22 protein-coding genes are annotated in these 22,626 nt (G+C 64.4%); 6 read left to right on the forward strand and 16 right to left on the reverse strand.

Features of this window, described 5'->3' with window-relative positions; translation table 11 throughout:
• Window positions 1–14: 14 nt before the first annotated feature.
• From ABDW57_RS22100 to ABDW57_RS22135, 8 genes are all read right to left on the reverse strand, one after another.
• Window positions 15–563 carry a class I SAM-dependent methyltransferase gene (locus ABDW57_RS22100; RefSeq protein WP_343732304.1) on the reverse strand — a complete coding sequence of 183 codons (549 nt, stop codon included), beginning with the start codon at window positions 561–563 and terminating at the stop codon, window positions 15–17.
• On the reverse strand, window positions 560–1,762 hold the full coding sequence (locus tag ABDW57_RS22105) for a tryptophan--tRNA ligase (protein ID WP_343732305.1): 1,203 nt from the start codon (window positions 1,760–1,762) through the stop codon (window positions 560–562). Before ABDW57_RS22105 ends, ABDW57_RS22100 begins: the two co-directional genes overlap by 4 nt.
• 8 nt (window positions 1,763–1,770) lie before the next feature.
• Window positions 1,771–2,448 carry a site-2 protease family protein gene (locus ABDW57_RS22110; RefSeq protein ID WP_343732306.1) on the reverse strand — a complete coding sequence of 226 codons (678 nt, stop codon included), beginning with the start codon at window positions 2,446–2,448 and terminating at the stop codon, window positions 1,771–1,773.
• A 45-nt stretch (window positions 2,449–2,493) separates the two neighbouring features.
• On the reverse strand, window positions 2,494–3,117 hold the full coding sequence (locus tag ABDW57_RS22115) for an L-threonylcarbamoyladenylate synthase (protein ID WP_343732307.1): 624 nt from the start codon (window positions 3,115–3,117) through the stop codon (window positions 2,494–2,496).
• A 2-nt stretch (window positions 3,118–3,119) separates the two neighbouring features.
• Window positions 3,120–4,001: a protease HtpX gene (gene htpX, locus ABDW57_RS22120; protein ID WP_343732308.1), complete on the reverse strand. Its 882-nt coding sequence runs from the start codon at window positions 3,999–4,001 to the stop codon at window positions 3,120–3,122.
• Window positions 4,002–4,113: 112 nt separating this feature from the next.
• On the reverse strand, window positions 4,114–4,947 hold the full coding sequence (locus ABDW57_RS22125; RefSeq protein WP_343732309.1) for a 3',5'-nucleoside bisphosphate phosphatase: 834 nt from the start codon (window positions 4,945–4,947) through the stop codon (window positions 4,114–4,116).
• Window positions 4,941–5,945 (reverse strand): pyridoxal-phosphate dependent enzyme, encoded by a 1,005-nt coding sequence (locus tag ABDW57_RS22130; protein ID WP_343732310.1) that lies wholly within the window; start codon window positions 5,943–5,945, stop codon window positions 4,941–4,943. Before ABDW57_RS22130 ends, ABDW57_RS22125 begins: the two co-directional genes overlap by 7 nt.
• 210 nt (window positions 5,946–6,155) lie before the next feature.
• Entirely contained in the window at window positions 6,156–7,040 is an 885-nt protein-coding gene (locus ABDW57_RS22135) for an alpha/beta hydrolase (protein ID WP_343732311.1), read from the reverse strand.
• A 135-nt stretch (window positions 7,041–7,175) separates the two neighbouring features.
• Here ABDW57_RS22135 and ABDW57_RS22140 point away from each other — a divergent pair, with 135 nt between their 5' ends.
• Together ABDW57_RS22140 and hslO are read left to right on the forward strand one after the other, a co-directional pair.
• Window positions 7,176–7,700, forward strand: a complete 525-nt coding sequence (locus ABDW57_RS22140) for a gamma carbonic anhydrase family protein (protein ID WP_343732312.1) — start codon at window positions 7,176–7,178, stop codon at window positions 7,698–7,700.
• A gap of 4 nt (window positions 7,701–7,704) precedes the next feature.
• Window positions 7,705–8,652 carry an Hsp33 family molecular chaperone HslO gene (gene hslO, locus ABDW57_RS22145; RefSeq protein WP_343732313.1) on the forward strand — a complete coding sequence of 316 codons (948 nt, stop codon included), beginning with the start codon at window positions 7,705–7,707 and terminating at the stop codon, window positions 8,650–8,652.
• Between the two features lie 97 nt (window positions 8,653–8,749).
• Here the strand turns inward: hslO and ABDW57_RS22150 are convergent, their stop codons facing one another.
• Window positions 8,750–9,709 carry a bile acid:sodium symporter family protein gene (locus ABDW57_RS22150; protein WP_343732314.1) on the reverse strand — a complete coding sequence of 320 codons (960 nt, stop codon included), beginning with the start codon at window positions 9,707–9,709 and terminating at the stop codon, window positions 8,750–8,752.
• A complete protein-coding gene (locus ABDW57_RS22155; RefSeq protein ID WP_343732315.1) occupies window positions 9,709–10,020 on the reverse strand; it encodes a hypothetical protein in 312 nt (103 codons plus the stop codon). The genes ABDW57_RS22150 and ABDW57_RS22155 overlap by 1 nt, the downstream gene beginning before the upstream one ends.
• 114 nt (window positions 10,021–10,134) lie before the next feature.
• Here ABDW57_RS22155 and ABDW57_RS22160 point away from each other — a divergent pair, with 114 nt between their 5' ends.
• Complete coding sequence (locus tag ABDW57_RS22160; protein WP_343732316.1) at window positions 10,135–12,498, forward strand: TonB-dependent receptor; 2,364 nt, start codon at window positions 10,135–10,137, stop codon at window positions 12,496–12,498.
• Window positions 12,498–13,703 (forward strand): glycerophosphodiester phosphodiesterase, encoded by a 1,206-nt coding sequence (locus ABDW57_RS22165; RefSeq protein ID WP_343732317.1) that lies wholly within the window; start codon window positions 12,498–12,500, stop codon window positions 13,701–13,703. Before ABDW57_RS22160 ends, ABDW57_RS22165 begins: the two co-directional genes overlap by 1 nt.
• Before the next feature lie 18 nt (window positions 13,704–13,721).
• On the opposite strand, the gene ABDW57_RS22170 is transcribed toward ABDW57_RS22165, so the two are convergent.
• Together ABDW57_RS22170 and ABDW57_RS22175 are read right to left on the reverse strand one after the other, a co-directional pair.
• On the reverse strand, window positions 13,722–15,110 hold the full coding sequence (locus ABDW57_RS22170; protein ID WP_343732318.1) for an ATP-binding protein: 1,389 nt from the start codon (window positions 15,108–15,110) through the stop codon (window positions 13,722–13,724).
• A complete protein-coding gene (locus tag ABDW57_RS22175; RefSeq protein WP_343732319.1) occupies window positions 15,107–15,802 on the reverse strand; it encodes a response regulator in 696 nt (231 codons plus the stop codon). The genes ABDW57_RS22170 and ABDW57_RS22175 overlap by 4 nt, the downstream gene beginning before the upstream one ends.
• Before the next feature lie 154 nt (window positions 15,803–15,956).
• On the opposite strand from ABDW57_RS22175, the gene ABDW57_RS22180 reads away from it, so the two are divergent.
• Together ABDW57_RS22180 and ABDW57_RS22185 are read left to right on the forward strand one after the other, a co-directional pair.
• Window positions 15,957–16,736 carry a MipA/OmpV family protein gene (locus ABDW57_RS22180; RefSeq protein WP_343732320.1) on the forward strand — a complete coding sequence of 260 codons (780 nt, stop codon included), beginning with the start codon at window positions 15,957–15,959 and terminating at the stop codon, window positions 16,734–16,736.
• Window positions 16,726–17,661 carry a DUF535 family protein gene (locus ABDW57_RS22185; protein WP_343732321.1) on the forward strand — a complete coding sequence of 312 codons (936 nt, stop codon included), beginning with the start codon at window positions 16,726–16,728 and terminating at the stop codon, window positions 17,659–17,661. Before ABDW57_RS22180 ends, ABDW57_RS22185 begins: the two co-directional genes overlap by 11 nt.
• 7 nt (window positions 17,662–17,668) lie before the next feature.
• Here the strand turns inward: ABDW57_RS22185 and ABDW57_RS22190 are convergent, their stop codons facing one another.
• From ABDW57_RS22190 to ABDW57_RS22205, 4 genes are all read right to left on the reverse strand, one after another.
• Window positions 17,669–18,850 carry a ChuX/HutX family heme-like substrate-binding protein gene (locus tag ABDW57_RS22190; protein ID WP_343732322.1) on the reverse strand — a complete coding sequence of 394 codons (1,182 nt, stop codon included), beginning with the start codon at window positions 18,848–18,850 and terminating at the stop codon, window positions 17,669–17,671.
• 10 nt (window positions 18,851–18,860) lie between these two features.
• Window positions 18,861–21,122 (reverse strand): TonB-dependent receptor, encoded by a 2,262-nt coding sequence (locus ABDW57_RS22195; protein ID WP_343732323.1) that lies wholly within the window; start codon window positions 21,120–21,122, stop codon window positions 18,861–18,863.
• A gap of 324 nt (window positions 21,123–21,446) precedes the next feature.
• On the reverse strand, window positions 21,447–21,977 hold the full coding sequence (locus tag ABDW57_RS22200) for a gamma carbonic anhydrase family protein (protein WP_343732324.1): 531 nt from the start codon (window positions 21,975–21,977) through the stop codon (window positions 21,447–21,449).
• 7 nt (window positions 21,978–21,984) lie between these two features.
• Entirely contained in the window at window positions 21,985–22,623 is a 639-nt protein-coding gene (locus ABDW57_RS22205) for a glutathione S-transferase (RefSeq protein ID WP_343732325.1), read from the reverse strand.
• Between the last annotated feature and the right edge of the window lie 3 nt (window positions 22,624–22,626).

Below are 22,626 nucleotides of genomic sequence, written 5' to 3' on the forward strand. Positions count from 1 at the left end.
GCACAAATCGACGCTCAAAATGGCGGTAATAGAGCCGCCTCTCGGGGAAAATCGGGCTTCACGGCACACAGTCGTTGCACCATGGCAGCTTTTGGCTCGGTAATGACGCCATCCTCGAAGGCCACCACGCGCAAGCCATGCTCGCGGGCCAGTTCCAGCAGCTCCCCCGGCTGCAGCAGGAAGGCGGGGTTGGATGGCTTGCCGAACTGAGCGTTGCCATCCGCGAAAGTCTCGTAAATCAGCACGCCGTTCGGGGCCAGACTGGTCAGCATATCGGCAATTAAGGGACGATGCAGGTAGTTTGTCACCACGATGCCGGCGAATCGGTGCGGACCGAAAGGCCAGGCGGCGCCCTCCTCTTCCAGGTCGATGGCGCTGGTGGTGATGCCGGGGCCGATGGCCGCCGCCAGCGCGGCGGCGTCGCGGTCGACCGCCACCACTTCGTGGCCCAGCGCCGCCATGTGGCGCGAGTGGCGGCCGCTGCCGCAGGCCAGGTCCAGCACGGCGCCGCCGGGCACCAGCGGTGCGTAGCGCTGCACCCAGGGAGAAATCTGATCGCTCATGTGTAGGCCAGCCCCATGGCTTCGCGCACGTCGCGCATGGTTTCCAGTGCCAGCTTGCGGGCGGCGTCATTGCCGTCGGCCACAATGGCGCGCACCAGCGAGGGATCATCCAGATAAGGCTGGGCGCGCTCGTGCATCGGCGCCTGCTCCTTGATGATGGCGTCGATCACCGGCTGTTTGCATTCGATGCAGCCGATGCCGGCGGATTTACATCCTTTTACCACCCATTCCTGGGTTGGCTGGTCGGAATACACCTGATGGAACTGCCAGACCGGGCAGCGCGCCGGATCGCCGGCGTCGGTGCGCCGCACCCGCGCCGGGTCGGTTGGCATGGTCTTGATCTTTTTGGCGACCGCATCCTTGTCCTCGCGCAGGGCGATGGAATTGCCGTAACTCTTGGACATTTTGCGGCCGTCCAGGCCGGGCAGGCGCGAAGCTTCCGTCAGGCGCGCGTGCGGCTCGACCAGAATCAGCTTGCGGCTGCCTTCGAGGTAGCCGAACAGGCGTTCGCGATCGCCCATGGACAGGCTCTGGGCGTCGTCCAGCATGGCCTTGGCCTGCTCCAGCGCCTCTTCCTTGCCGTCCTGCTGGTACTCGGTGCGCAGTTCGTTGTAGAGCTTGGCGCGCTTGCTGCCCAGCTTTTTGACGGCTTCCTGCGCCTTCTCCTCGAATCCCTTTTCTTTGCCGTACAGATGGTTAAAACGACGCGCAATTTCGCGCATCATTTCAATGTGCGGCACCTGGTCTTCGCCCACCGGCACCTGGCTGGCGCGGTAGATCAGCACGTCCGCCGCCTGCAACAGCGGATAGCCGAGGAAGCCGTAGGTGGCAAGGTCTTTATTGGCCAGGTTGTCGATCTGGTCCTTGTAGGTTGGCACCCGCTCCAGCCAGCCCAGCGGCGTGGCCATGGACAGCAGCAGATGCAGTTCGGCGTGCTCGGGCACGCGCGACTGGATGAAGATGGTCGATTGCGACGGGTCAATGCCGGCGGCCAGCCAGTCGATCACCATGTCCCAGGTGCTGCGCTCGATGACGGACGGGTCGTCGTAATGCGTGGTCAGCGCGTGCCAGTCGGCCACGAAGAACAGGCACGGCAGCTCGGTCTGCATCTTGATCCAGTTTTTCAGGGCGCCGTGGTAATGGCCCAGATGCATGGAGCCGGTGGGACGCATGCCGGATACTACGCGATCGGGATACATAGTCAGGCTCAGCTAAAAAGAATCATCAGGGGAGTGACCAGCAAGTGCCACACGCTCTGCACGATATGCATGCCGCCCACCAGGAAGCCGGTCAGCAGGCCGAACTGCATCATCAGGATCAGCGCGATGAAAATATACACGCCATAGCGCTCGATGCGCGCAAACGGGCGCGCCAACTGCATCGGCAGCAGGCCGGTGACAATGCGGCCGCCATCCAGCGGCGGCACCGGAATCAGGTTGAACACGCACATGGCGGAATTGACGCCGATGCCGGCCTTGGCCATCTGCACGAAGAAGTCGTGCTGGTCCATGGCGAACACATAGCTCAGGATCACCCACAGAATCATCCAGCCCAGGCCCATGACAAAGTTGGCGGCCGGGCCGGCGGCGGCCACGAAGGCCATCTGCTTTTTCGGGTTGCGCAGGCGGCCGAAGTCGACCGGCACCGGCTTGGCGTAGCCCAGCGCCGGCAGGCCGACCAGGCTCAGCACCAGCGGCAGCAGGATGGTGCCAAACGGATCGATGTGTTTGAGTGGATTGGCGGTCAGGCGGCCGAGATCGGCGGCGGTGGGGTCGCCAAAATAGCGGGCGACGTATCCGTGTGCGGCTTCGTGCAGGGAAATTGCAAAAAGAACAGGGATCAGGTAGACCGTGATGGTCTGGATAATACTGTCGGTTTCGTTCATGGGCGGGATTTTACCAGAGGCGCTGAGCCTGCCTTTGTTGAGGGATCAGAGTCCGAATGCGGCAGCGTCGCCACGGCCCTGGCGCACCAGGACCGCCTCGGCGCCGGTCAGGTCGATCACGGTGGTCGGCTCCATGCTGCAGGCGCCGCCGTCGATGATCAGTTCCAGCTGCTTGCCGAGGCGCTCGCAAATCTCATCGGCATCGTTGAGCGGATCTTGTTCGTCCGGCATGACCAGGGTGGTGCCCAGCAGCGGCTGGTCCAGCTCGGCCAGCAAGGCATTGATGATGGCGTCTTCCGGCACCCGCAGGCCGATGGTCTTGCGCGAAGGATGGCTGAGCCGGCGCGGCACGCACTTGGTCGCTTCCAGGATAAAGGTGAAGGGCCCCGGCGTGGCCGCCTTCAGCAGACGGAACTGGCGGTTATCCACGCGGGCATACACGCCCAGCTCGCTCAAATCGCGGCACAACAGGGTCAGATGGTGTTTTTCGTCGATGCCGCGGATGCGGCGCAGGCGCTCGACCGCGCCCTTGTCGTCCAGATGGCAAACCAGTGCGTAGCAGGAGTCGGTCGGCACGGCGACGATGCCGCCGCCGTGGATGATCTGCGCCGCCTGCTTGACCAGGCGGGCCTGCGGATTGACCGGATGGATCTGGAAAAATTGGCTCATGCTTAAGATTGTACGCTACGCAGCGCCGCGATACGCTCTTCGAACGGCGGGTGGGTCGAGAACAGCGCGCCCCAGCCGCCACGGCCGGCGCTGATGCCCGAGGCGGCAAACGATTGCGGCAACTGTCCCGGCTCGACGCCGTTCAGGCGCGCCAGCGCGTGCTGCATTGGCAGCGTGCTGCCCAGCAGTTTGGCCGAACCGGCGTCGGCGCGGAATTCGCGCTGGCGCGAGAACCAGGCCACGATCAGCGAGGCCAGCAGGCCGAACACGATCTCGCACACGAACACGGTGATCATGTAGCCGATGCCGGGGCCGCGGCGCTCTTCGTTCTTGTTGAGCATGCTGTCCACGAAGAAGCCGACGATACGCGCCAGGAACACCACAAAGGTGTTGGTCACACCCTGGATCAGGGTCATGGTCACCATGTCGCCATTGGCGATGTGAGCCACCTCGTGGCCCAGCACGGCTTCCACCTCATCGCGGTTCATGCTTTGCAGCAGGCCGGTCGAGACGGCCACCAGCGCCGAGTTCTTGAAGGCGCCGGTGGCAAACGCATTGGGCTCGCCCTCGTACACCGCCACTTCCGGCATGCCGATGCCGGCGCGCTCGGACAGCGCCTTCACGGTATTCACCAGCCACAGCTCGGTGGAGTTGGATGGATTCTCGATCACGCGCGCGCCGGTCGACCATTTGGCCATCGGCTTGGAAATCAGCAGCGAGAAGATGGCGCCGGTAAAACCGACCACCAGCGAGAACGCCAGCAGGCTGCCCAGCTGCAGCGTGCTGCCCGAACCCGGACGGCCGATGCCCAGCAGCGACAGGACGATAGACAGCACCAACATCACAGCAAGGTTGGTGGCGATGAACAGGATAATGCGTTTCATGGAGATCTCCAGTACGGACAATTTGCCGAAATCATAAGGCATAAGGTAAGGCCGTGCTAACGCAAAATCAAGATACAGCCACTTACACCCCGTCGGTAATCGAAAAGCGAAATTACCACCAGTCGTGCCAGACCGGCGTGACATTGGCCGGCAGCGGCGGCAGCGCGGCAAAATCGACCCGCGATTCGCCCGGCGCGTGGAAATCGGTGCCGCGCGAGGCCAGGAAGCCGTAGTGATTGGCCAGTTGCGCGTATTCCGGATACTGGTCCGGCGTATGGCTGCCGGTGACCACCTCGATGGCGGTGCCGCCCAGCTGCTTGAACGCACTGAACAGCTCGCCCTGCGCCAGCGGAGTGAAGCGGTAGCGGCCCGGATGGGCAATCACCGCGATCCCGCCGGCATCGCGTATCCATTTGACCGACTGCTCCAGCGTGGCCCAGCTGTGCGCCACATAGCCCGGCTTGCCTTCGGACAGATACTTCTTGAACACTTCCGCCGTGCTGGCGCAGGCGCCGATCTCGACCAGATAGCGGGCAAAGTGGGTGCGCGACATCAGGTCGGGATTGCCGACATACTTCAGCGCGCCTTCGTAGGCGCCCTCAATGCCGATCAGTTCCAGCTGCCGGGCGATCTCGCGGCCGCGGTGGTCGCGGCCGGAGCGGGTGCTGGCCAGGCCGTCAACCAGGGCCTGATTGTGCTCGTCGATCTGCAGGCCGACGATGTGCACCGTTTCCCTGGCCCAGGTGATGGAAATCTCCACGCCGGTGACGAAGCGCATGCCCTGCGCCTCGGCGGCGGCGCGCGCGGCCGGGATGCCGCGCACTTCATCGTGGTCAGTGAGCGCCCAGACGTCCACGCCCGCCTTGCGGGCAGTTTCCGCCACAGCAGCGGGAGCAAGGACGCCGTCGGAGACGTTGGAATGGCAGTGCAGGTCTACTTTTAACATGCTGACATTGTATCGCGGATGCGTGCGCCCCGCGCCAGCAACTCGGCAAAGCGGACTGGATCGATGTTGGAGCCGCACACCACCAGCCCCACGCGCTTGCCGGCCAGCCGCTCGCGCAGCGGCCCCATCAGGCCGGCCGTGGCGACCGCGGCGGCCGGCTCGGCCACCAGCTTGGCGTCGCGGAACAGATGCAGCATCGCCAGGCAGATCTCGTCATCGCTCACCCGCACCACTTCGCTGACGAAGCGGCGGCAGACGTTGAAGCTGTAATCCATCGCATACGGCGCGCCGAGGCTGTCGGCCACGGTGTCGATGCGCTCCAGCGCGGCCGGGGCGCCGGCCTGCATGCTGCGGTAAAGGGCGTCGGCGCCGAACGGTTCCACGCCGTACACCGCGCACTGCGGATTCAGCTGCCGCACCGCCGACGCAATGCCGGCCAGCAGGCCGCCGCCGCCGACCGGCACCACCACCGCATCCAGTCCCGGCACCTGCTGCATCAGCTCCAGCCCGACGGTGGCCGTGCCTTGCGCGGTCAGCGGGCCATCGTAAGGATGCAACATGGTCCGGCCGTCCTCGCGCACCAGCTGGTCGCCGTGGGCGAAGGCGGCATGCATGTCGTCCATCAGCACCACCTCGGCGCCCAGTTCGCGGCAGGCGGCCACGCGCGCCGGATTGGCATGGCGCGGCATCACCACCTTGGCGCTGCACTCGGCCAGGCGCGCCGTGTACGCCACCGCGATGGCGTGGTTGCCGGCGCTGACCGCCACCACGCCGCACGCGCGGGCCGCGGCATCCATCGCCGCGATGTTATTGAGCGCGCCGCGCAGCTTGAAGGTGCCAGTCTTCTGGAACAGCTCCAGCTTGAGCCAGACCTCGGTGGTGGGGAATTGTGCTTCGATGATGCCGGTCTGCCAGCGCCACACCGGCGTATGCAGGACTTTGCCGCTCAGGCGCGCAGCGGTGGCGTGAATCTCGGACAGCGATGGGTAAGACGTCATGGGATGCTCCAAACGGATTATTCAAAGGGATGCGCGTGTCTCCGGGGCGCCAAGCACCGGCACGCAGCCGCAGCTCAGCGACCCTGAATAATTCGAATAATGTTGGAGCATGCGCCACCGCCAGCAGCGGCGCTGCTGTGGAAGTTGGTGGCGTGAAGAGATTTCATGCGTTCAATCATGCCGAAAAAGCAAAGGCATGGCAAGCATTTCTTAGGCGGCGAGGAATTCCTCGATCATCTGCGCCAGATCAGCAGGCTGGTCGTGGTGGAGCATGTGGCCGGCGTCGTAGACCATTTTCCTGGTGACGTCGCGCAGGTGGCCGAGGCGGCGGTCCAGTTCGGCGCGGCCGGCGGGCTTGGCGCCCATCCAGTCCCACATATTGGTCTGGTCGGCTTCCACCCACAGCACCGGCGCCGTGATCGCGCTCCAGCAGGCCATCACATCATCGACGTGGTAAGGCAGCGGGCCGGCCTGCTTGTGGATCGGGTCGCCCAGGATTTCCCATTCGCCGGCATCGTTCTGCGCCGACCAGTGTTGCGCCAGGAAGGCGGCCTTCTGGTCGCTCAGGCGCGGATTGGTCTTCTGCAAGCGGGCAGCAACGGCGGCCTGAGTCGGGTAGGCGCGCATTTCGTGCTTTTCCAGCAGGCTGTCCATCCACTTGGCATAGCGGCCCGGCGCCTGCTCCGGCCTGGACGAGCGCAGGCCTGCCCCTTCCAGATTGATCAGCTTGCGGATGCGCTCCGGCCGCGCACCGGCATACAGGCCGACAATGTTGCCGCCCATGCTGTGGCCCAGAAGGTTGACCGCCTGATCCGGCGAGTAGTGGCGCAGGATGGCGTCCAGGTCGGCCAGGTAGTCCGGGAACCAGTAGGTATCGAGCCCGTTGCGCTGCGACAGGCCGAAACCGCGCCAGTCCGGGGCGATCACGTGATAATCGCCCTTCAGCGCGTCCACCACGAACTGGAAGGAGGCGCCGACGTCCATCCAGCCGTGCATCATGAACAGCTTGGGCGCGCCCTCGTTGCCCCAGTGGCGGACATGGCAGCGCAAGCCGCGGATGGTCAGGAATTCGGAACGGGACGGTTTGTGGGTCATGATGCGATGCCTTGAAAATAGGAGAGCCAGCGCCATATCCTAGCCTTGCTGGCGGCAAAGCAAAATAATAGCACGACCGTTCGATAGCTGGGCGCGTAAAATAGCGCCATCCCACCGCACACAAGCAGGCTTCCAATGTCAATATACCAACTGGGCGATCACACGCCCGAGATCGCCGCATCGTCATTTGTTGCCGATACTGCCACTGTGATTGGCAAGGTCAGCCTGCACGAGCACAGCTCGGTGTGGTTTGGCGCGACGCTGCGCGGCGACAACGAGCGTATCACCATTGGTGAAAATAGCAATGTGCAGGAAGGCACGGTCATGCACACCGACCTGGGCTACCCACTGACCGTGGGCCGCAACGTGACCATCGGCCACCAGGCCATGCTGCACGGCTGCACTATCGGCGACGGCGCGCTGGTCGGCATTCAGGCCGTCATTCTCAACGGCGCCAGGATCGGCAATGGCTGCCTGGTCGGCGCCGGCGCGCTGGTCACCGAGGGCAAGGCATTCCCGGACCACTCGCTGATCATCGGCGCCCCGGCCAAGGTCGCGCGCCAGCTGACGGCGGAAGAAGTGGCCGCCCTGCAAGGCAGCGCCGACAGCTATGTCAACCGCGCCCAACTGTTCAAGACGCAACTCAAAAAGATCGGATAACACCATGAGCATCACCCAAGACACCCTGCAAAAATTCATCTTCGACAACGCCGCCGTGCGCGGCGAGTTGATCGACATTTCCGCCACCTGGCGCGAAGTGCAGGCGCGTCACGACTACCCGGCCGCGGTCAAGAAAGTGCTGGGTCAGATGACGGCCGCTGCCGCCCTGCTGTCGGCCAATCTGAAATTCAACGGTTCCATCATCATGCAGATTCATGGTGACGGCCCGGTGCGCCTGCTGGTGGTCGAGTGCGACGCCGAGCTGCGCCTGCGCGCCACCGCCAAGCTGAATCCGGACGTGACCATTGCCGACGACAGCAACCTGACCGCGCTGCTGAACGCGCACGGCAAGGGCCGCTTCATCATCACGCTGGATCCGCTGGAAAAAGTGCCGGGCCAGCAGCCCTACCAGGGCGTGGTGCCGCTGGATGGCGACGACGTGGCCACCGTGATTGAAAACTACATGCTGCGCTCGGAACAGCTGGACACCAAGCTGTGGCTGGCGGCGGACGACCATGTCTCGCGCGGTCTGCTGCTGCAAAAGCTGCCTTACCACGGCGGCAAGGCCGAAGCCACGCCGCTGAACCAGGAAGAAGCGCTGGAGACGTGGAACCGCGCGGTCATCCTTGGATCGACCCTGAAGGAGCAGGAATTGCTGGAAACCGGCATTGACGTGCTGATCCAGCGTTTGTTCTGGGAAGAGACGATCCGCGTGTTCGATCCGCTGCATCCGCAATTCCATTGCAGCTGCACGCGCGAGAAGGTTGGCAACATGCTGAAGATGCTGGGGCCTGAGGAAGTGGAAGGCGTGATTGCCGAGCGTGGCACCGTTGCGGTCAACTGCGACTTCTGCGGCCAGCACTACGAATACGACAAGGTCGACTGTGCGCAGCTCTTCGCCAGCAACGCCCCGGTCGAAACCCTGCTGCCAGCCGGCGAAGCCAAGCACTAAAACAATCCGGGGTCAGGTCCGCCATTTCTACACGAGCTGAACCGTAGCGTGCGCTACGGTTCAGCTCGTGTAGAAATGGCGGACCTGACCCCGGAGTTTATTCTTTTGCGTAGCGCTGCGCCAGCACGGCGCAGACCATCAGTTGCAACTGGTGGAACAACATCAGCGGCAGCACCACGGCGCCCAGCGCACCGCCCGCGAATAAGACTTTGGCCATCGGCACGCCGCTGGCCAGACTTTTTTTCGATCCGCAAAATACGATCGCAATCCGGTCCTCGCGGTTGAAGCCCAGCCGGCGCGCGGCCTGCGCGCTGATCCCCATCACCAGCCCCAGCAGCAGCACATTGATCAGCATCAGCCCGGCCAGCGTGCCCCATGACACCTGATGCCACAGACCCTGCCCCACCGCCTCGCTGAACGCGGTATACACCACCAGCAGAATCGAGCCCTGATCCACCATGCGCGTCAGCGGTTTGTGCCGCTCCACCCAGGCGCCGATCCAGCGCCGCGCCACCTGGCCGGCAATGAATGGCAACAGCAGTTGCAAGGCAATCTGCAGCGCCGATTCCAGCGGCGAACCGCCCTGCATCTGGGCCGATGTCAGCAAGCCCACCAGCACCGGCGTGATGAATATCCCGAACAGATTCGAGGCCGAGGCACTGCAAATCGCCGCCGGCACATTGCCGCGCGCCGCCGCCGTGAACGCGATCGACGACTGCACGGTCGACGGCAGCATGCACAGGAATAGTATGCCGAGATACAGATCCGGCGTCACCAACGGCGTCAGCACCGGCTTCAACAGCAGGCCCAGCAGCGGAAATAGCGCAAACGTGCACAGCAGTACCAGCAGATGCAAACGCCAGTGCGTCACGCCGGCGATCACCGCCTCGCGCGACAGTTTGGCGCCGTGCAGGAAGAACAGCAGCGATACGCCAACATGGGTAATGCCATTGAAAATCACGGCGCCCTGGCCGTGGCAGGGGAACAGGCTGGCCGCGATCACCGTCGCGATCATCGCCAGCGTGAAGTTGTCTGGCAGAAAACGGGGACGCTTCATTATTTGGGACACTGCACTTCCAGCACATCGATGGCGCCGACGGTTTTCACCTGGGTGGCGCTGCGGATCAGGTCGACACGCTCCACACAGTTCTTCTGCACCAGCCGCTCATAGGTGCGGGTGCAGGCGATGATCGCCTCCGCACCGCCGCCGGCATTGCAGTAAAAGCCCTCGGCCTGCATGCGCACCAGGGCCTGATCCATCGGCATGCCCGGCTGCACCGTCTGATTGACGAAATGGCCCAGCCTGGACTGGTCGATTGCGCAGGCTGCCAACATCAGTGGCAACAGCGCCCATAAAAATCTCCGCATCGTAGCGATCTCCTTATTTCCAGACAGCAGTGTAACGCATCGCGCACGTCATGATCCGGTCACACTCGGCCCCTATGATGCGCAGCGTTATTCATTCCTTAAGCTGAGCAAAACATGAACAAGAAATTCCTCGCAGCCCTGACTCTCCCGATGCTGGCCATGGCTGCCAACGTGGCCGCCGCCGTGGCCGACATGGCTGCGAATGAGGCGCCGGAGATCGAAGCCGCCGCCGCCGCGCCGATCGCCACCGTGGAAGTGGCCACCCGCAAAACCCGCTCCTCGGTTGAACTGAGCAAAAGCGACATGCAGAAAATCCTGCCGGGCGTGAACCCGCTGAAAGCGCTGCAAACCCTGCCGGGCGTCAGCTTCCAGACCGCCGACCCATGGGGCAACAACGAACAAAACCTGTCGCTGTTCATCCACGGTTTCAGCGGCCAGCAGCTGGGCTACACCATGGACGGCGTGCCGCTGGGCGACCAGCAATACGGCAACTACAACGGCCTGTCGCCGCAGCGCGCCATCACCAGCGAAAACGTCGGCCGCGTGATCCTGTCGTCGGGCGCCGGCGACCTGGCCACCGCCTCCACCAGCAACCTGGGCGGCACCATCGAAACCTTCTCCAGCAATCCGCTGCCGAACCGCAACCTGGCCGTGCAGCAAACCGTGGGCAGCTACAAGACCTCGCGCACCTATCTGCGCTACGACACCGGCAACTTCGGTGACGGCAACAGCGCCTACATCTCGGGCGTGCACCACGAGCAGAAAGCCTGGGACTTCAACGGCCGCCAGGGCGGCGATCAGATCAACGCCAAGTTCATCAACAACAGCAGCCTCGGCAAGCTGACCCTGTACTTCGCCTACTCGGACAAGATCGAACCGAACGAAGACAGCACCGTGCACTCGGCCACCGAGAAATACCAGCCGTACACGCGTCCGTTCATGTACCCGAACTTCCAGCAGGCGCTGGCCTACCTGTCGGCCAGCGGCGCCACCCCGGCGGCCGAGGGCAACAACTACCGCAACTACTACAGCGACGCCCAGCGTACCGATTACCTGACCTACGCCAAGTTCGACACCAACCTGAGCGACAACACCTCGTGGTCCAACCAGATCTATTACCACAACGACGACGGCGTCGGCGTGGTGGCCGGTCCGATCGGCGTGGCGGGCTTGCCGGCGCTGTTCTCGGTCTACTTCCCGGGCCAGAATCTGAAGCAGGTGTTCGGCAACTCCGGCTTCGCCACCCGCACCACCGAATACGCCATCAACCGCAACGGCTGGCTGTCCACCCTGAATACGGAGCTGGGCGACCACAAGCTGCAGGCCGGCTTCTGGCTGGAACACAACCGCTCGTCGGCCTACCGCCGCTGGTACGCGCTGGACGTGAACAATCCGAGCTCGCCATATGACCGCCCAAGCAACCCGCTGATCACCCAGTACGGCAGCGAGATCGACAACAAGGTCGCCCAGCTGCACCTGCAGGACGAATGGCGCGTGTCGCCGGACGTGGCGCTGCAAGCCGGCTTCAAATCCAGCCTGCAGTTTGCCGATGGCCAGTTCCCGGTGCAGCCGAAGGTCGGCGCGATTGCCAACTCCACCGCGCTGCCAGTGGGCGAAATCATCACCAGGAAATGGTTCCTGCCGCAGATCGGCGGCCGCTGGGACATCACCGCGCAAGACCAGGCCTTCTTCAACGTGCAGAAAAACATGCGCCAGTTCGTGACCTACGGCGGCGGCGGTGTATCGCCGTGGAGCTTGTCGAGCCAGGGCGCGTTCGACCTGTTCAAGTCCACCGCCAAGCCGGAAACCTCGATCACCTACGAAGCCGGCCTGCGCACCAACCACCAGCTGAACTGGGGCGCGGTCAGCGCGTTTGACGGCCAGATCAACGTCTACCACGTCGATTTCAAGGACCGCCTGCTGCAAATCAGCCCGACCTCGGTCATTACCTCCATCATCGGCGGCAACCTGGCGGTGCTGACCAACGTCGGCAGCGTCAAGACCAACGGCATCGACTTCTCCGGCACCCTGCACTTCGGCCGCAATTTCTCGCTGTACAACGCGCTGTCGTACAACCAGTCCAGGTACGACGACAACTACGTCAGCGGCAAAGACATCGTGCAGACCGCCGGCAAAAAAGTGCCGGGCAGCCCGGAATGGATGGACAAATTCGTCGCCACCTGGACCGTGGCCGACACCGAAATCCAGCTGAGCGGCGACTACGTCGGCAAGCGCTACGCCACTTACACCAACGACCTGTCGGTGAAGAGCTACTTCCTGACCAACCTGGGCGTCTCGGGCAAGCTGCCGTTCCTCAACGGCGGCTGGCTGAAGAATGCACGCTACCGCCTGAACGTCACCAACCTGACCAACAAAGAGGGCGACCTCAACGTGGTGGTCGGCGCGGCCAGCGGCACGTACAATACCTTCCCTATCGCCCCGCGCCAGGGCTTCCTGACCTTGATGGCAGACTTCTGATGAACACACTTTATTTACCTGAGCGACGCTCGCGTCGCGGCTTCATCCAGACCGCGGCGGTGGCCGCTGGCTCGCTGCTGCTGTCCTCTTCCGCGCTGGCCAAAGGCGTGACCGCGCTGACGGCCGGCACGGCGGCGGCCGCCGGCAACGTCGACCTGTCCGGCCTGCCGGGCGTGGCGCCGGTCGGTGCCGGTCCCGGCCGGCCGCTGGTGTTCGGCCACCGCGGCGCCAGCGCGCTGCGTCCCGAACACACGCTGGCGGCGTACGCCAAAGCGATTGCCGACGGCGCCGACTATGTCGAGCCGGACCTGGTCAGCACCAAAGACGGCGTGCTGGTGGCGCGCCACGAAGCATTCCTGAGCGAGACCACCGATGTCGCCAGTCATCCCGAATTCGCCAGCCGCAAGACCCGCAAAACCATCGATGGCGAAACCCACGAAGGCTGGTTCGTCGACGACTTCACGCTGGCCGAACTGAAAACCCTGCGCGCGGTGGAACGCATCCCGCAATTCCGCCCCGGCAGCGCGCAATACAACGGCATGTTCCAGGTGCTGACGTTTGAAGAGATCATCGACTTCGTGGCCGCCGAGTCGGCGGCGCGCGGGCGCATTGTCGGCATCGTGCCCGAGCTGAAGCACTCGACCTACTTTGCCGGCGTCGGCCTGCCGCTGGAGGACCGCTTCCTGTCGATCCTGGCCGCGCATGACTACACGCGCCGCAACCCGGTGGAGATCCAGTCGTTTGAAATCGCCAACCTGAAATACCTGCGCGGCAAGCTGGGCCGCCGCGCCAACCTGCGCCTGATGCAATTGGTCATCAGCGAAAACGTGCGTCCGATGGACGTGGCGGCCGCCGGCGGCACGCTGACATTCGCGCAAATGCTGACGCCAGCCGGCCTGCGCGACATCGCCCAATACGCCGACGTGGTGGCGCCGCCAACGCGCGCCATCATTCCGCTGAAAAAAGACGGCACCCTGGCCGAGCCATCGCCGCTGGTGGAGGATGCCCATAAAGCCGGCCTGCGCGTGGAACCCTGGACCTTCCGTCCAGAAAACAAATTCCTCGCCGCCGACTTCCGCAACAGCGCCGGCGACTTCGCCCGCAACGAAGCCGGATCGGTGGCGGAAATCAAGCGCTACATCGCCGCCGGCATCGACGGCTTCTTCACCGACGACCCTGCCCTGGGCCGCGCCGCGCTCGCTTAACAACAGGTCAGGCTGCCGCTAGGCGCGCGGCAGCCTGACCGTGACCAGCAGGCCGCCACCCGGCGCATCGCCAAGTTCTATGCGGCCATGATGGCTGGCCACCGCGGAGGCCGCGATCGCCAGGCCCAGCCCGCTGCCACTTTGCGTCTGGCGCGGATCGCGGAAGAAACGGTCGAACACCCGCTGGCGCAGCTCCGGCGCTATGCCCGGTCCCTGGTCGCGCACCGACAACAGCAGCGCATCGCCGGCGGCCACGATACTCACCTGCACCATGCCGCCCGGCGGGCTGTATTTGATGGCGTTCTCCACCAGGTTGTCGATCAGCGACACCAGGCTGTCGCTGTGGCCAAGAATGTGCACTGGCTCGGCCGCCACCAGCTCCAGCTCCACGCCACTGCGCGAGGCCAGCATCGATAAAATCGCCAGGCGGTCCTGCAACAGCACGTCCAGCGCCAGGTGCAGCTGTGGCGCGCTGTCCGGCGCGTCGCTGCGCATCAGCTGCAACAGTTGCCCCACCAGCCGGCCGGCGCGGTTGCCGCTGTTGAGGATGCCATTCAGCAGTTCACGCTGTACCGGGTGGTCGGTCTGCCGCTGCAAGGCCTCGGCATGCACCCGCATTGCCGCCAGCGGCGTGCGCAACTCGTGCGCGGCATCGGCAATGAAGCTGCGCTCGCGCTGCGCGCTGCTGCTGACCCGCAACAACAAGGCGTTGATGCTGTCGACCATTGCCACCAGTTCGCGGTGCGGCGGCCGGCAAGTCAGCGGCGTCAGGTCGGCCGGGCCGCGCGCCGCCACTTCCTGCGCCACCTGCCGCCACGGCCGCATCGCCAGGCGGATCGATAGCCAGGCCGGCAACGGCAACAGCGGCAGGCTGATCAGTAATGGCAGCAAAAAATAGCCGCGCGAATTGACCGCCAAGAACAGTTCCATGGGCGCGGCCGGCCCGGCGAACATCACCGTGGTGCCCGTATCGGGCGAGCGGAAGGTGCGGGCCCGATAGCGCGCACCGCCGATGTACAGCGTTTCCACACCGTGTTCGGGCGCACCTTGCACGCCGGCCGGCATGCCCTCGGTTTGGTAGATCAGCTTGCCACCCTGCCAGACCATCATCAGCGGGCTGATATCGAGCAGGTCGCTTTCGACAAAGTCTTCGCGCAGCGCCGCATCCACCGCGCGCAGCGTGCGCTGCTGCTGCTCCGGCTGGCCGGCCAGGTTGTCGGCCACCAGCAGCACCGCCTGGCCGGTGCTCGCGGAACTCAGGTAGCCGGGCGTATCGCCGCCGTCGTTCAGGACCAGCGCGAACACCCCGCCCCACAACGCCAGCACCAGCACCACCTGCGCCACCATCAGGCGGCGCACCAGCGTCGGCTCGCGGACCATGCGCCAGCCTCGTTGCAGCAGGTTCACGCCGCACCGCCAGGCGGCTGCACGTCGATCACGTAACCGACCCCGCGCACGGTGCGGATATAGCCCTCGCCGATCTTGCGCCGTAGATTGGCCACGTGCACGTCCAGCGTGTTGCTGGCGTTGCTCTGGCCACCGGGCAAGGTCTGCTCTTCCAGCGCGCGCCGCGTCAGCACGCGGTCGGCGCGCATCATCAGCATTTTCAGCAGCGCATATTCACTGGCGGTCAGCTCCACCGCGCGGCCATCGATGCTGACGCGGCGCGTCGGCGCATGCAGCAACAGGCCGCGCACCTCGATGGTCTCGCCATCAAAGCCGTAACTGCGGCGGGCCAGCGCCCGTACCCGCGACAGCAGCTCGGCCAGCATAAACGGCTTGACCAGGTAATCGTCGGCGCCGCCGTCGAGGCCGCTCAGGCGGTCGCTGAGGGCGTCACGCGCGCTGAGGATCAGCACCGGCACGCCGGCGCCCCAGTCGCCCCGCGCGCGGCTGCGGCGCAACTGGGACAACAGCCGCAGCCCATCGCCGTCCGGCAGGCCGAGGTCGAGCAGCACCAGATCGCAGCCGTCGTGCTCCAGGCAGCGCGTGGCGTCCGCCAGTGTGCGCACCCATACCACCGTCATGCCCTGCTCGGACAGCGCAATGCGCACGCCGTTGCCCAGGTCGAGGTCATCTTCTATCAACAGGATTTTCATGACGTTATTAAAGCACGCCAAGCTGAAGATCAGCTAAAGCGCGTCTTCATCTGCTCTTCATGCAAGGCTCAGCTTACCTTCATGAGCGCTACGGATACTGGTCGCAGTCAACCGGCCCGGGGTGGCGCCGGTTCTACCTGAATGGAACCTAACTATGCAAAAACGCTCTTGCCTGATCTTTGCCGCGACCGGCCTGCTGAGTGGCGGCGCCCCGGCAGCGGAGGACAACCAATTGCTGATCGGCGGCGGCGTCGCCGTCGAGGCGCGCTACGCCGGCTCCGACCGCAACAAGGCCGCGCCCGTGGTGCTGCTGGACTATACCCACGCCAGCGGCTTCTTTGCCAGCACGCTGCGCGGCCTGGGTTATGGCGGCCAGGATGGCCTGGTCAGCTACAGCGCAGCGCTTGGCTATCGCGGCGGACGCAAGGACAAGAACCAGCGCTCGCTGTTTGGCAACACCGGCAGCGACGAACTGAAAGGCATGGGCGAAATCAAGGGCAATCCCAGCGCCGTGCTGGGGCTCGGCATCAAGCCGCTGCCTGCGCTGGAATTCACGCTCAGCGCCGACCTGCCGCTGTCGCACCGGGAAAACGGCAAGACGCTGCATGCCGGCATCAGTACGCAGTTGCTTCGCGGCGGCCCGGACCATGTGTCGCTGGCGCTGACGGCCGGCTTTGCCGACAGCAAATACCTGCAAACCTACCATGGCGTCACCGCCGCCCAAGCCGCCACGTCCGGCTTCAGGGCCTACCAGCCGCGGGGCGGGCTGTACGAAGGCAGCGCCATGCTCACCTGGGAACATACCATCGATCCACGCTGGAGCGCGACCACCATGCTGGGGGCGACGCAATTGCTGCGCGACGCCTCGCGCAGCCCGCTCACCAGGCGCAAGACCAATCCCACCGCCGGGTTCTACGTCAGTTATGCCTACTGAACGCGCGCCGGTCAGCCTGGCTGCGGGCATCAGCGCTTACCGCGGGCTGGACAGGTTGCGCGAGTGGCTGAAGCTGCACGGCCGGGCCCTCGCGCATCGCCAGGCCACGCGCGACTGGCTGCAGCAACTGGCGGCGCAACCTCTGATGCAGGACCTGCTGCGCACCAGTCCCGGACTGATGAAGAAAATCTACCGCCCCTACTTTAGCGCCGCGCTGTCGCATGGGCAGCGTGTCGAACTGCTGCGCACGCACTATCGCCACCTTGGCCTGCACGGGCTGGGCAGCCTGGTCCGGCGCGCCGCGCGCGGCCCGGTGCCACTGGGCAGCGTCAGCGGCAAGTCGGGCCAGGTGTATGCGCTGCAGCTATCGGCGGTCGGCGTGATGGAACGCGAAGGCGAGCTGGTGCTGCAATTGCTGGACGGCGCCGGCGTGCTGTACTCGGTGGCGTTCTGCTTCTTGCTGGAGGGGGCGGCGATTCAGGTCGGCATCGGCGGTTTGCAAGGCCCGAAGCAGGACAACCGGCTGGAGCGGGTGCAGCATGCCACGCGTGACCTGCACGGGCTGCGGCCCAAGAATCTGATGGTCAGGCTGGTGGCGCGGTGGGGTTGCGAACACGGCTGCGCCGGCATGATCCTGGTCGGCAATCACAACCGGACCGTGCATGGCGCCATTCGCCGGGGCAAGGTGCACGCCGACTACGATGCGCTATGGTGCGAATTCGGCGCCGTGGCGCGCAGCGACGGCAACTACGCGCTGCCGTGCCAGTTGCCGTCGCCAACCACCACCAAGGCGCGCAAGCGGCACGAGGTCGCCCACGCTTTCTGCAGCGCGATGAGCGATGCGCTGGGTGTCTGGAAACGCAGCCGGCACGCGGTCACCGTGCCGGCGCCGGGCTGGCCGCGCGACCTGCTGGACGCGGCCTGACGCCGGTTCAGTTGCTGGCCTGGCGAGGCGCGTCGGCCTTGGGCAAGGCCGACGCCAGGTCGATCCAGGCTTGCGGGACCGGATTCTCACGGCTGCGGACGCCGAAGAAGCTCACGACTTCGCGGCCCTCTTTGTCGTAGAACGCGACGTTCACCACGCCGGCGCGCTTGACCACGTAGCCGCTCACAAACGCGCTGTCGCGCAGGTGCAGGTTGAATTCCGGGTCCAGCACGTTGAAGTAGCCGCCCGCTTGCTGCACTTTGTTGATCTTGCCGCTGAAAATCTGGATGGTCGAGTCATTGCCCAGGAAGGCCATGATTTCAACCTGTTTCCTGGCCGCCTCTTCCAGCAGCTGGCGCACCGCCTGCGGCGCGATGCGCTGCACCTTGTCGACCGGCCCCAGACGCAGGCCCTGCTCGCGCGTCACGCCGAATTCGCTCAGCAGGCGGTTGAACTGGTGCACGTCGTTGATTTCGTTCCAGGCTTGCTGGAATTCTTTCACGTCCACCGCGCTGTCCGGCTTCTCGGCTTTTTTCACCGGCGCCGCTGCCACTTTCAGGTCGGCGCTTTGCACCGGGTTGCGGAAGTCGGCCGCAATTTTGTCGAACACGGGCACACCGGCGTCGCTCTTGACGTACACCTTGTGCACTGCGTTGCCGCTGGCGTCGAAGAATTGCAGGCTGCGCGATACCACGCCATCCTTGCCCGGCTGCGCCACCGCAAATGCGTACTTCCAGTTCTTGAACGTGAAGCGCAGATCGATCTCGCCGCCCAGGTAGCCGCCAGCGATGTTACGCATGCGCGCTTCGCGTTCTTTTTCCTTGTCGGCGTCGAGGCCGGTGATCGGCTCCTGCGGCTTCATTCTGGCAGCCACGCCGGTGCGTTCCAGGATGCCGTTTTCATTGCGCGTCAATGCCATGACTTTGCCGAGATCCAGCGCACGGCGCATGATTTCGCGCGGCACGTTCTCACCTTCCTGCAGACGGGTGACGGTCTTGCCGATGCCATTGGCGGCCAGCAGTTCCGCTTCCGAGACATTCAGCTTGGCAGCCGCGTCGCGCAGCGCCAGCTTGGGCTGCTCCGCGCGCAGCGCCTCATAACGCTCGGTCAGACTGGCTGCGCCCGCTGGCAGCGAAGAGATCAGCAAGGCGCCGCTCAGCGCCAGGGCAAATCGATGGTGGGGTTTCATGGCTAGCTCCTTAGTAGATCACTTTGAGGTTGAAGGCGTAGTTGCGGCCAGGACGCGCCTGGCGTTCGATGTCGGCAATGGTGGCTGCCGTGGTGCCGGCCGCCAGGCTGCGCGACGAGGCGTAGTCCCAGTACTTCTTGTCGCCCAGGTTGTACACGCCGCCGCTCAGGACGACGTGCTTGTTGATGTGCCAGTACGCGGTCAGGTCGAACACGCTGTAGCCCGGCACCTTGAACAAGGTGGTGCTGCTGCCGGTCAACACATCGCTGGCGGCGCGCTTGCCGCGTGCGGTGCTGGCGGTAAAGGCGGCGCCGGCGATCGCGCTGTCGTAGGCAAAACTGGCGCTGGCCTTGTACGGCTGCACCGATGCCAGGTCAGCCTTCTTGCCGGTCAGGGTGTTTTCCGCCGTGCCTTTGGAGGCGCCCGCCGCCAGGTTGACGCTGTAGCCTTTCATGCCTTGCAGCCACTGGTCCAGCAGCAAGCGGGTATTGAACTCGGCGCCGTAGATGTTGGCCTTGCCAATGTTTTCCGGACGGTACAGGCCCTGGGTGATGGTCGGGTAGTTGACCGGATCGGCCGGCTGCGTCACGTATTCAATGAAGTCGTCGTAGCGGGTGTTGAACACGGAGGCGCTGAACTCCACGCCCGGCGTCGGCGTGCCTTTCAGGCCCAGTTCGAAGGCGTTGCTGGTTTCCTTTTTCAGGTCCGGGTTGCCCAGCACGGCATAGCCATTGCCGGCGCCGGTGTAGCTGAACGAGTCGTAAGTGCCGGTACGCTCGGCCGCCGACGGCAAACGCGTGCCGCGCGAGTATTGCGCAAAGGCGTTGAAATTCGGCATCAATTCCACCGACAGGTTCAGCGACGGCGTCAGGAAGGAATCCGTTTCCTCCTTGATTTCCTTGGCGGCGTTGGGAATCGCCACGCCGTACCTGGCCAGGTTCTGCGGCGACAGCTTGCGCTGTTCGCCGCGCAGGCCCGGCGTCAGCGTGGCCTGATGACCGGCCAGCGCGAAATCGAATTCGCCGCGCACGTAGGCGGCGTATTTGTCGGTGTCCATGTCGGCCATGCGGTATTTGCTGGTGTACTGGTGCGCGCCGGTGGCCACCACCCTGCGGTCTTCGGTCCATGGGCGACGGCTTTCCTGCTGCTCGTACAGCACGCCATAGCTCAGCAGGTTGCCGACGCCGATTTGTTTGGTGGCGTCCAGCGCGATGCCCTTGCTGTCGTTGTAGTAGCCGGTGTTGATGTCGCGCACGTACTTCTGGCCGCCGCTGACGTAGCCGGCGTGGGTCAGGTCGACCACTTCGGCTTTTTGCGTGTACAGCTTGGTGTCCAGCGTGTCGAACAGCGCCATGCGAGCCGTCCACAGGTGGTCGATGCTGAAGCGGGTGCGCCGGGTGTTGGAGCCCTGCGAAACGCCGGTCGGATACAGGGCGCTGGTTTTATTGTCGTAGTCGCGGTTGTGCTCGGCCTTGAAACGGTCGAAGGTGAAGTTCAGCTTCTGGCCTTGGGCGATGGTCCAGTGCAGCTTGGCCAGCACGGCGTCCGAATTCCAGTCGTCCGGATTCAGCGGCGCGCTGCTTTTGCTGTCGCCCTGCTCGCCGTCGCGGTGGACCGCCACGATCAGGGCTTGCAGGCTGGGGGTGATCTGGGTGGCGGCGGTGACGGCGTGCATGCGCGCCGCGTGGTCCGAGGTGTAGCCGAACTTGTAGTCGGCATAGGCTTTGCGGGTGCCGTCCAGGTAATCTTCCGGCGCCTTGGTCACGAACGAGACCGAGCCGCCCAGCCCCGGCGTGCCGCCGCCGGCCGGGCTGGAACCGGAACCGATACGCACCTCGCGGAAAGTCTCCGGATCGAAGTAATCGCGGCCGATGCCGAACGAATTCATCGAAGTGCCATCCGGCTTCGGCGCCGCGTCCGGCAGCGAGATGCCGTCCAGCTCCAGGCTGACGCGGTTGCCTTCCACGCCGCGGATGTTGACGCCGGTATTGCCCGGGCTGTCCCACACACTGCCGCCGCCGCTGGCCGCCGCCGGCACGCTGATCAGCGGCGAGTAGCGCGAGATATTGCTCAGGTCAATCGCATTGTTCTGCTCCAGCTGGCGCGCGCTGATGACGGTGGTGCTGCCGTTGCGGGTGGTGCTTGCATCGTCGCGCTTAGCCTGGACCAGGATTTCCGACAATTCGCCGGCGACTTTGGCTTCCTGCGCAAACGCAGGCAAGGCAACCGCGCCCAGCATCACCAGCAGGGCGGATTGGACGTGAAGGGACAAAGGCGCGGCCGGATGCCGGGCGCCCGTAGGAATAGCGACCATAATTATCCAAGAGAGAGTTATTGAACGGCTGGCTCTCGGACAAGCGGCGATCGCTGGCAAAAACGCATCTTAACAATAATGATTCTCATTTACAAGAGGAAATGAGAGGTACTCCCCGAAACGGAGTCAACATTCGGGGTCAGCTCTGACATTCGGACAATCGGGAACTTAATTTTTTTCGAAAGTTCCCTAAACAGGGTCAAATGTCCGAATGTCAGAGCTGACCCCGAATTATGCTGCGGAAAGCATGACGGACATGCCGGTCAGTACGAGGTCGCTACCTCATCCCTGCAGGTAGTTGTTCTTGACGCGCACGTAGTGTTCGGCCGAGTACTTGAGGTAGGCGATTTCCTCCGGCGTCAGCGCCCGCACCTTGGCGGCCGGGCGGCCGACGTACAGGTGGCCGCTTTCCAGCACCTTGCCCGGTGACACCAGGCTGCCGGCGCCGACCATGACCTGGTCCTGCACCACCACGTCGTCCATGATGATGGCGCCCATGCCGATCAGGACTTCGTTGCCGATGGTGCAGCCATGCAGCATGGCCTGGTGGCCGATGGTCACATAGTCGCCGATGATCAGCGGCGAGCCGTCCGGCTTGACCGCGTTCTTGTGCGAGACGTGGCCCATGGCGAAGTCCTGCACGTTGGTGCAGTTGCCGATGACGATGCGGTTCACGTCGCCGCGCAGCACGGTGTTGCACCAGATCGAGCAGTCCTTGCCAACGGTGACGTCGCCAATCACGGTGGCGCTCGGGTGCATGTACAAGCCCTCGCCCAGTTGTGGCGCGGTATTCAGGTAGGAAGAAACCGGCATGAGAATATCAGGGTTGAGCTTGGTAAGTGCCATCGCCATGCGGCGCGGCCTGGAATTCGGGCAGCGCTTCGGCCAGGCGCGAGTAATCGGCCAGCGCCGGGTAGCTGGCGGCGGGCGCGATTTCCGGCAGCATCTGCTGGATGAAGTGCCAGGTGACGGCGATCATCACGCCGGCCGGCGGGATGTCGTTGCTGGTGGCGGGCAGCGGGTCTTGTTGCTGCTCGCTTTCGAGCATGTCCAGCGCCGCGCGCATTTGCTGGGTGACGCGCGCCAGCCATGGCTGGTGCAGCTTTTCGGCCGGACGCACATTGTGTTCGTAGACGATCTGCACGGCTTTGTCGCAGGCGGCCAGCGCCAGGCCCAGCAGACGCAGCGAGCGCATCAGCTCGGTCGGCATGGTGGGCGTGCGGCGCGCTGAAGGCCGCGCGATCGATTCCGCGTATTGCAGGATCAGGGTGGAGTCCATCAGCACGTTGCCGTCCTCGTCCACCAGCGTCGGCGCCTTGACCACCGGATTGATCTGGCGGAACTGATCATAGGTGCGGAATACCGACAGCGACTGGTGTTCAAAGCGTATCCCCAGCAATTGCAGGGACACCGCCACCCGGCGGACGTAAGGCGAATCGAGCATGCCGATCAGTTTCATGTT

This window comes from Duganella sp. (assembly GCF_039595735.1).
In the GTDB taxonomy this organism is placed as follows: Bacteria; Pseudomonadota; Gammaproteobacteria; order Burkholderiales; family Burkholderiaceae_D; genus Rugamonas.

What these genes read in the sequence shown, in the direction of transcription:
- ABDW57_RS22160 (WP_343732316.1), top strand. Translation starts at nt 10,135, where the DNA reads ATGAACAAGAAATTCCTCGCAGCCCTGACTCTCCCGATGCTGGCCATG.
- ABDW57_RS22190 (WP_343732322.1), bottom strand. Translation starts at nt 18,850, where the DNA reads ATGAAACCCCACCATCGATTTGCCCTGGCGCTGAGCGGCGCCTTGCTG.
- ABDW57_RS22130 (WP_343732310.1), bottom strand. Translation starts at nt 5,945, where the DNA reads ATGACGTCTTACCCATCGCTGTCCGAGATTCACGCCACCGCTGCGCGC.
- ABDW57_RS22140 (WP_343732312.1), top strand. Translation starts at nt 7,176, where the DNA reads ATGTCAATATACCAACTGGGCGATCACACGCCCGAGATCGCCGCATCG.
- hslO (WP_343732313.1), top strand. Translation starts at nt 7,705, where the DNA reads ATGAGCATCACCCAAGACACCCTGCAAAAATTCATCTTCGACAACGCC.
- ABDW57_RS22115 (WP_343732307.1), bottom strand. Translation starts at nt 3,117, where the DNA reads ATGAGCCAATTTTTCCAGATCCATCCGGTCAATCCGCAGGCCCGCCTG.
- ABDW57_RS22155 (WP_343732315.1), bottom strand. Translation starts at nt 10,020, where the DNA reads ATGCGGAGATTTTTATGGGCGCTGTTGCCACTGATGTTGGCAGCCTGC.
- ABDW57_RS22110 (WP_343732306.1), bottom strand. Translation starts at nt 2,448, where the DNA reads ATGAACGAAACCGACAGTATTATCCAGACCATCACGGTCTACCTGATC.
- ABDW57_RS22150 (WP_343732314.1), bottom strand. Translation starts at nt 9,709, where the DNA reads ATGAAGCGTCCCCGTTTTCTGCCAGACAACTTCACGCTGGCGATGATC.
- ABDW57_RS22165 (WP_343732317.1), top strand. Translation starts at nt 12,498, where the DNA reads ATGAACACACTTTATTTACCTGAGCGACGCTCGCGTCGCGGCTTCATC.
- ABDW57_RS22105 (WP_343732305.1), bottom strand. Translation starts at nt 1,762, where the DNA reads ATGTATCCCGATCGCGTAGTATCCGGCATGCGTCCCACCGGCTCCATG.
- ABDW57_RS22135 (WP_343732311.1), bottom strand. Translation starts at nt 7,040, where the DNA reads ATGACCCACAAACCGTCCCGTTCCGAATTCCTGACCATCCGCGGCTTG.
- ABDW57_RS22175 (WP_343732319.1), bottom strand. Translation starts at nt 15,802, where the DNA reads ATGAAAATCCTGTTGATAGAAGATGACCTCGACCTGGGCAACGGCGTG.
- ABDW57_RS22205 (WP_343732325.1), bottom strand. Translation starts at nt 22,623, where the DNA reads ATGAAACTGATCGGCATGCTCGATTCGCCTTACGTCCGCCGGGTGGCG.
- ABDW57_RS22125 (WP_343732309.1), bottom strand. Translation starts at nt 4,947, where the DNA reads ATGTTAAAAGTAGACCTGCACTGCCATTCCAACGTCTCCGACGGCGTC.
- ABDW57_RS22185 (WP_343732321.1), top strand. Translation starts at nt 16,726, where the DNA reads ATGCCTACTGAACGCGCGCCGGTCAGCCTGGCTGCGGGCATCAGCGCT.
- htpX (WP_343732308.1), bottom strand. Translation starts at nt 4,001, where the DNA reads ATGAAACGCATTATCCTGTTCATCGCCACCAACCTTGCTGTGATGTTG.
- ABDW57_RS22100 (WP_343732304.1), bottom strand. Translation starts at nt 563, where the DNA reads ATGAGCGATCAGATTTCTCCCTGGGTGCAGCGCTACGCACCGCTGGTG.
- ABDW57_RS22180 (WP_343732320.1), top strand. Translation starts at nt 15,957, where the DNA reads ATGCAAAAACGCTCTTGCCTGATCTTTGCCGCGACCGGCCTGCTGAGT.
- ABDW57_RS22200 (WP_343732324.1), bottom strand. Translation starts at nt 21,977, where the DNA reads ATGCCGGTTTCTTCCTACCTGAATACCGCGCCACAACTGGGCGAGGGC.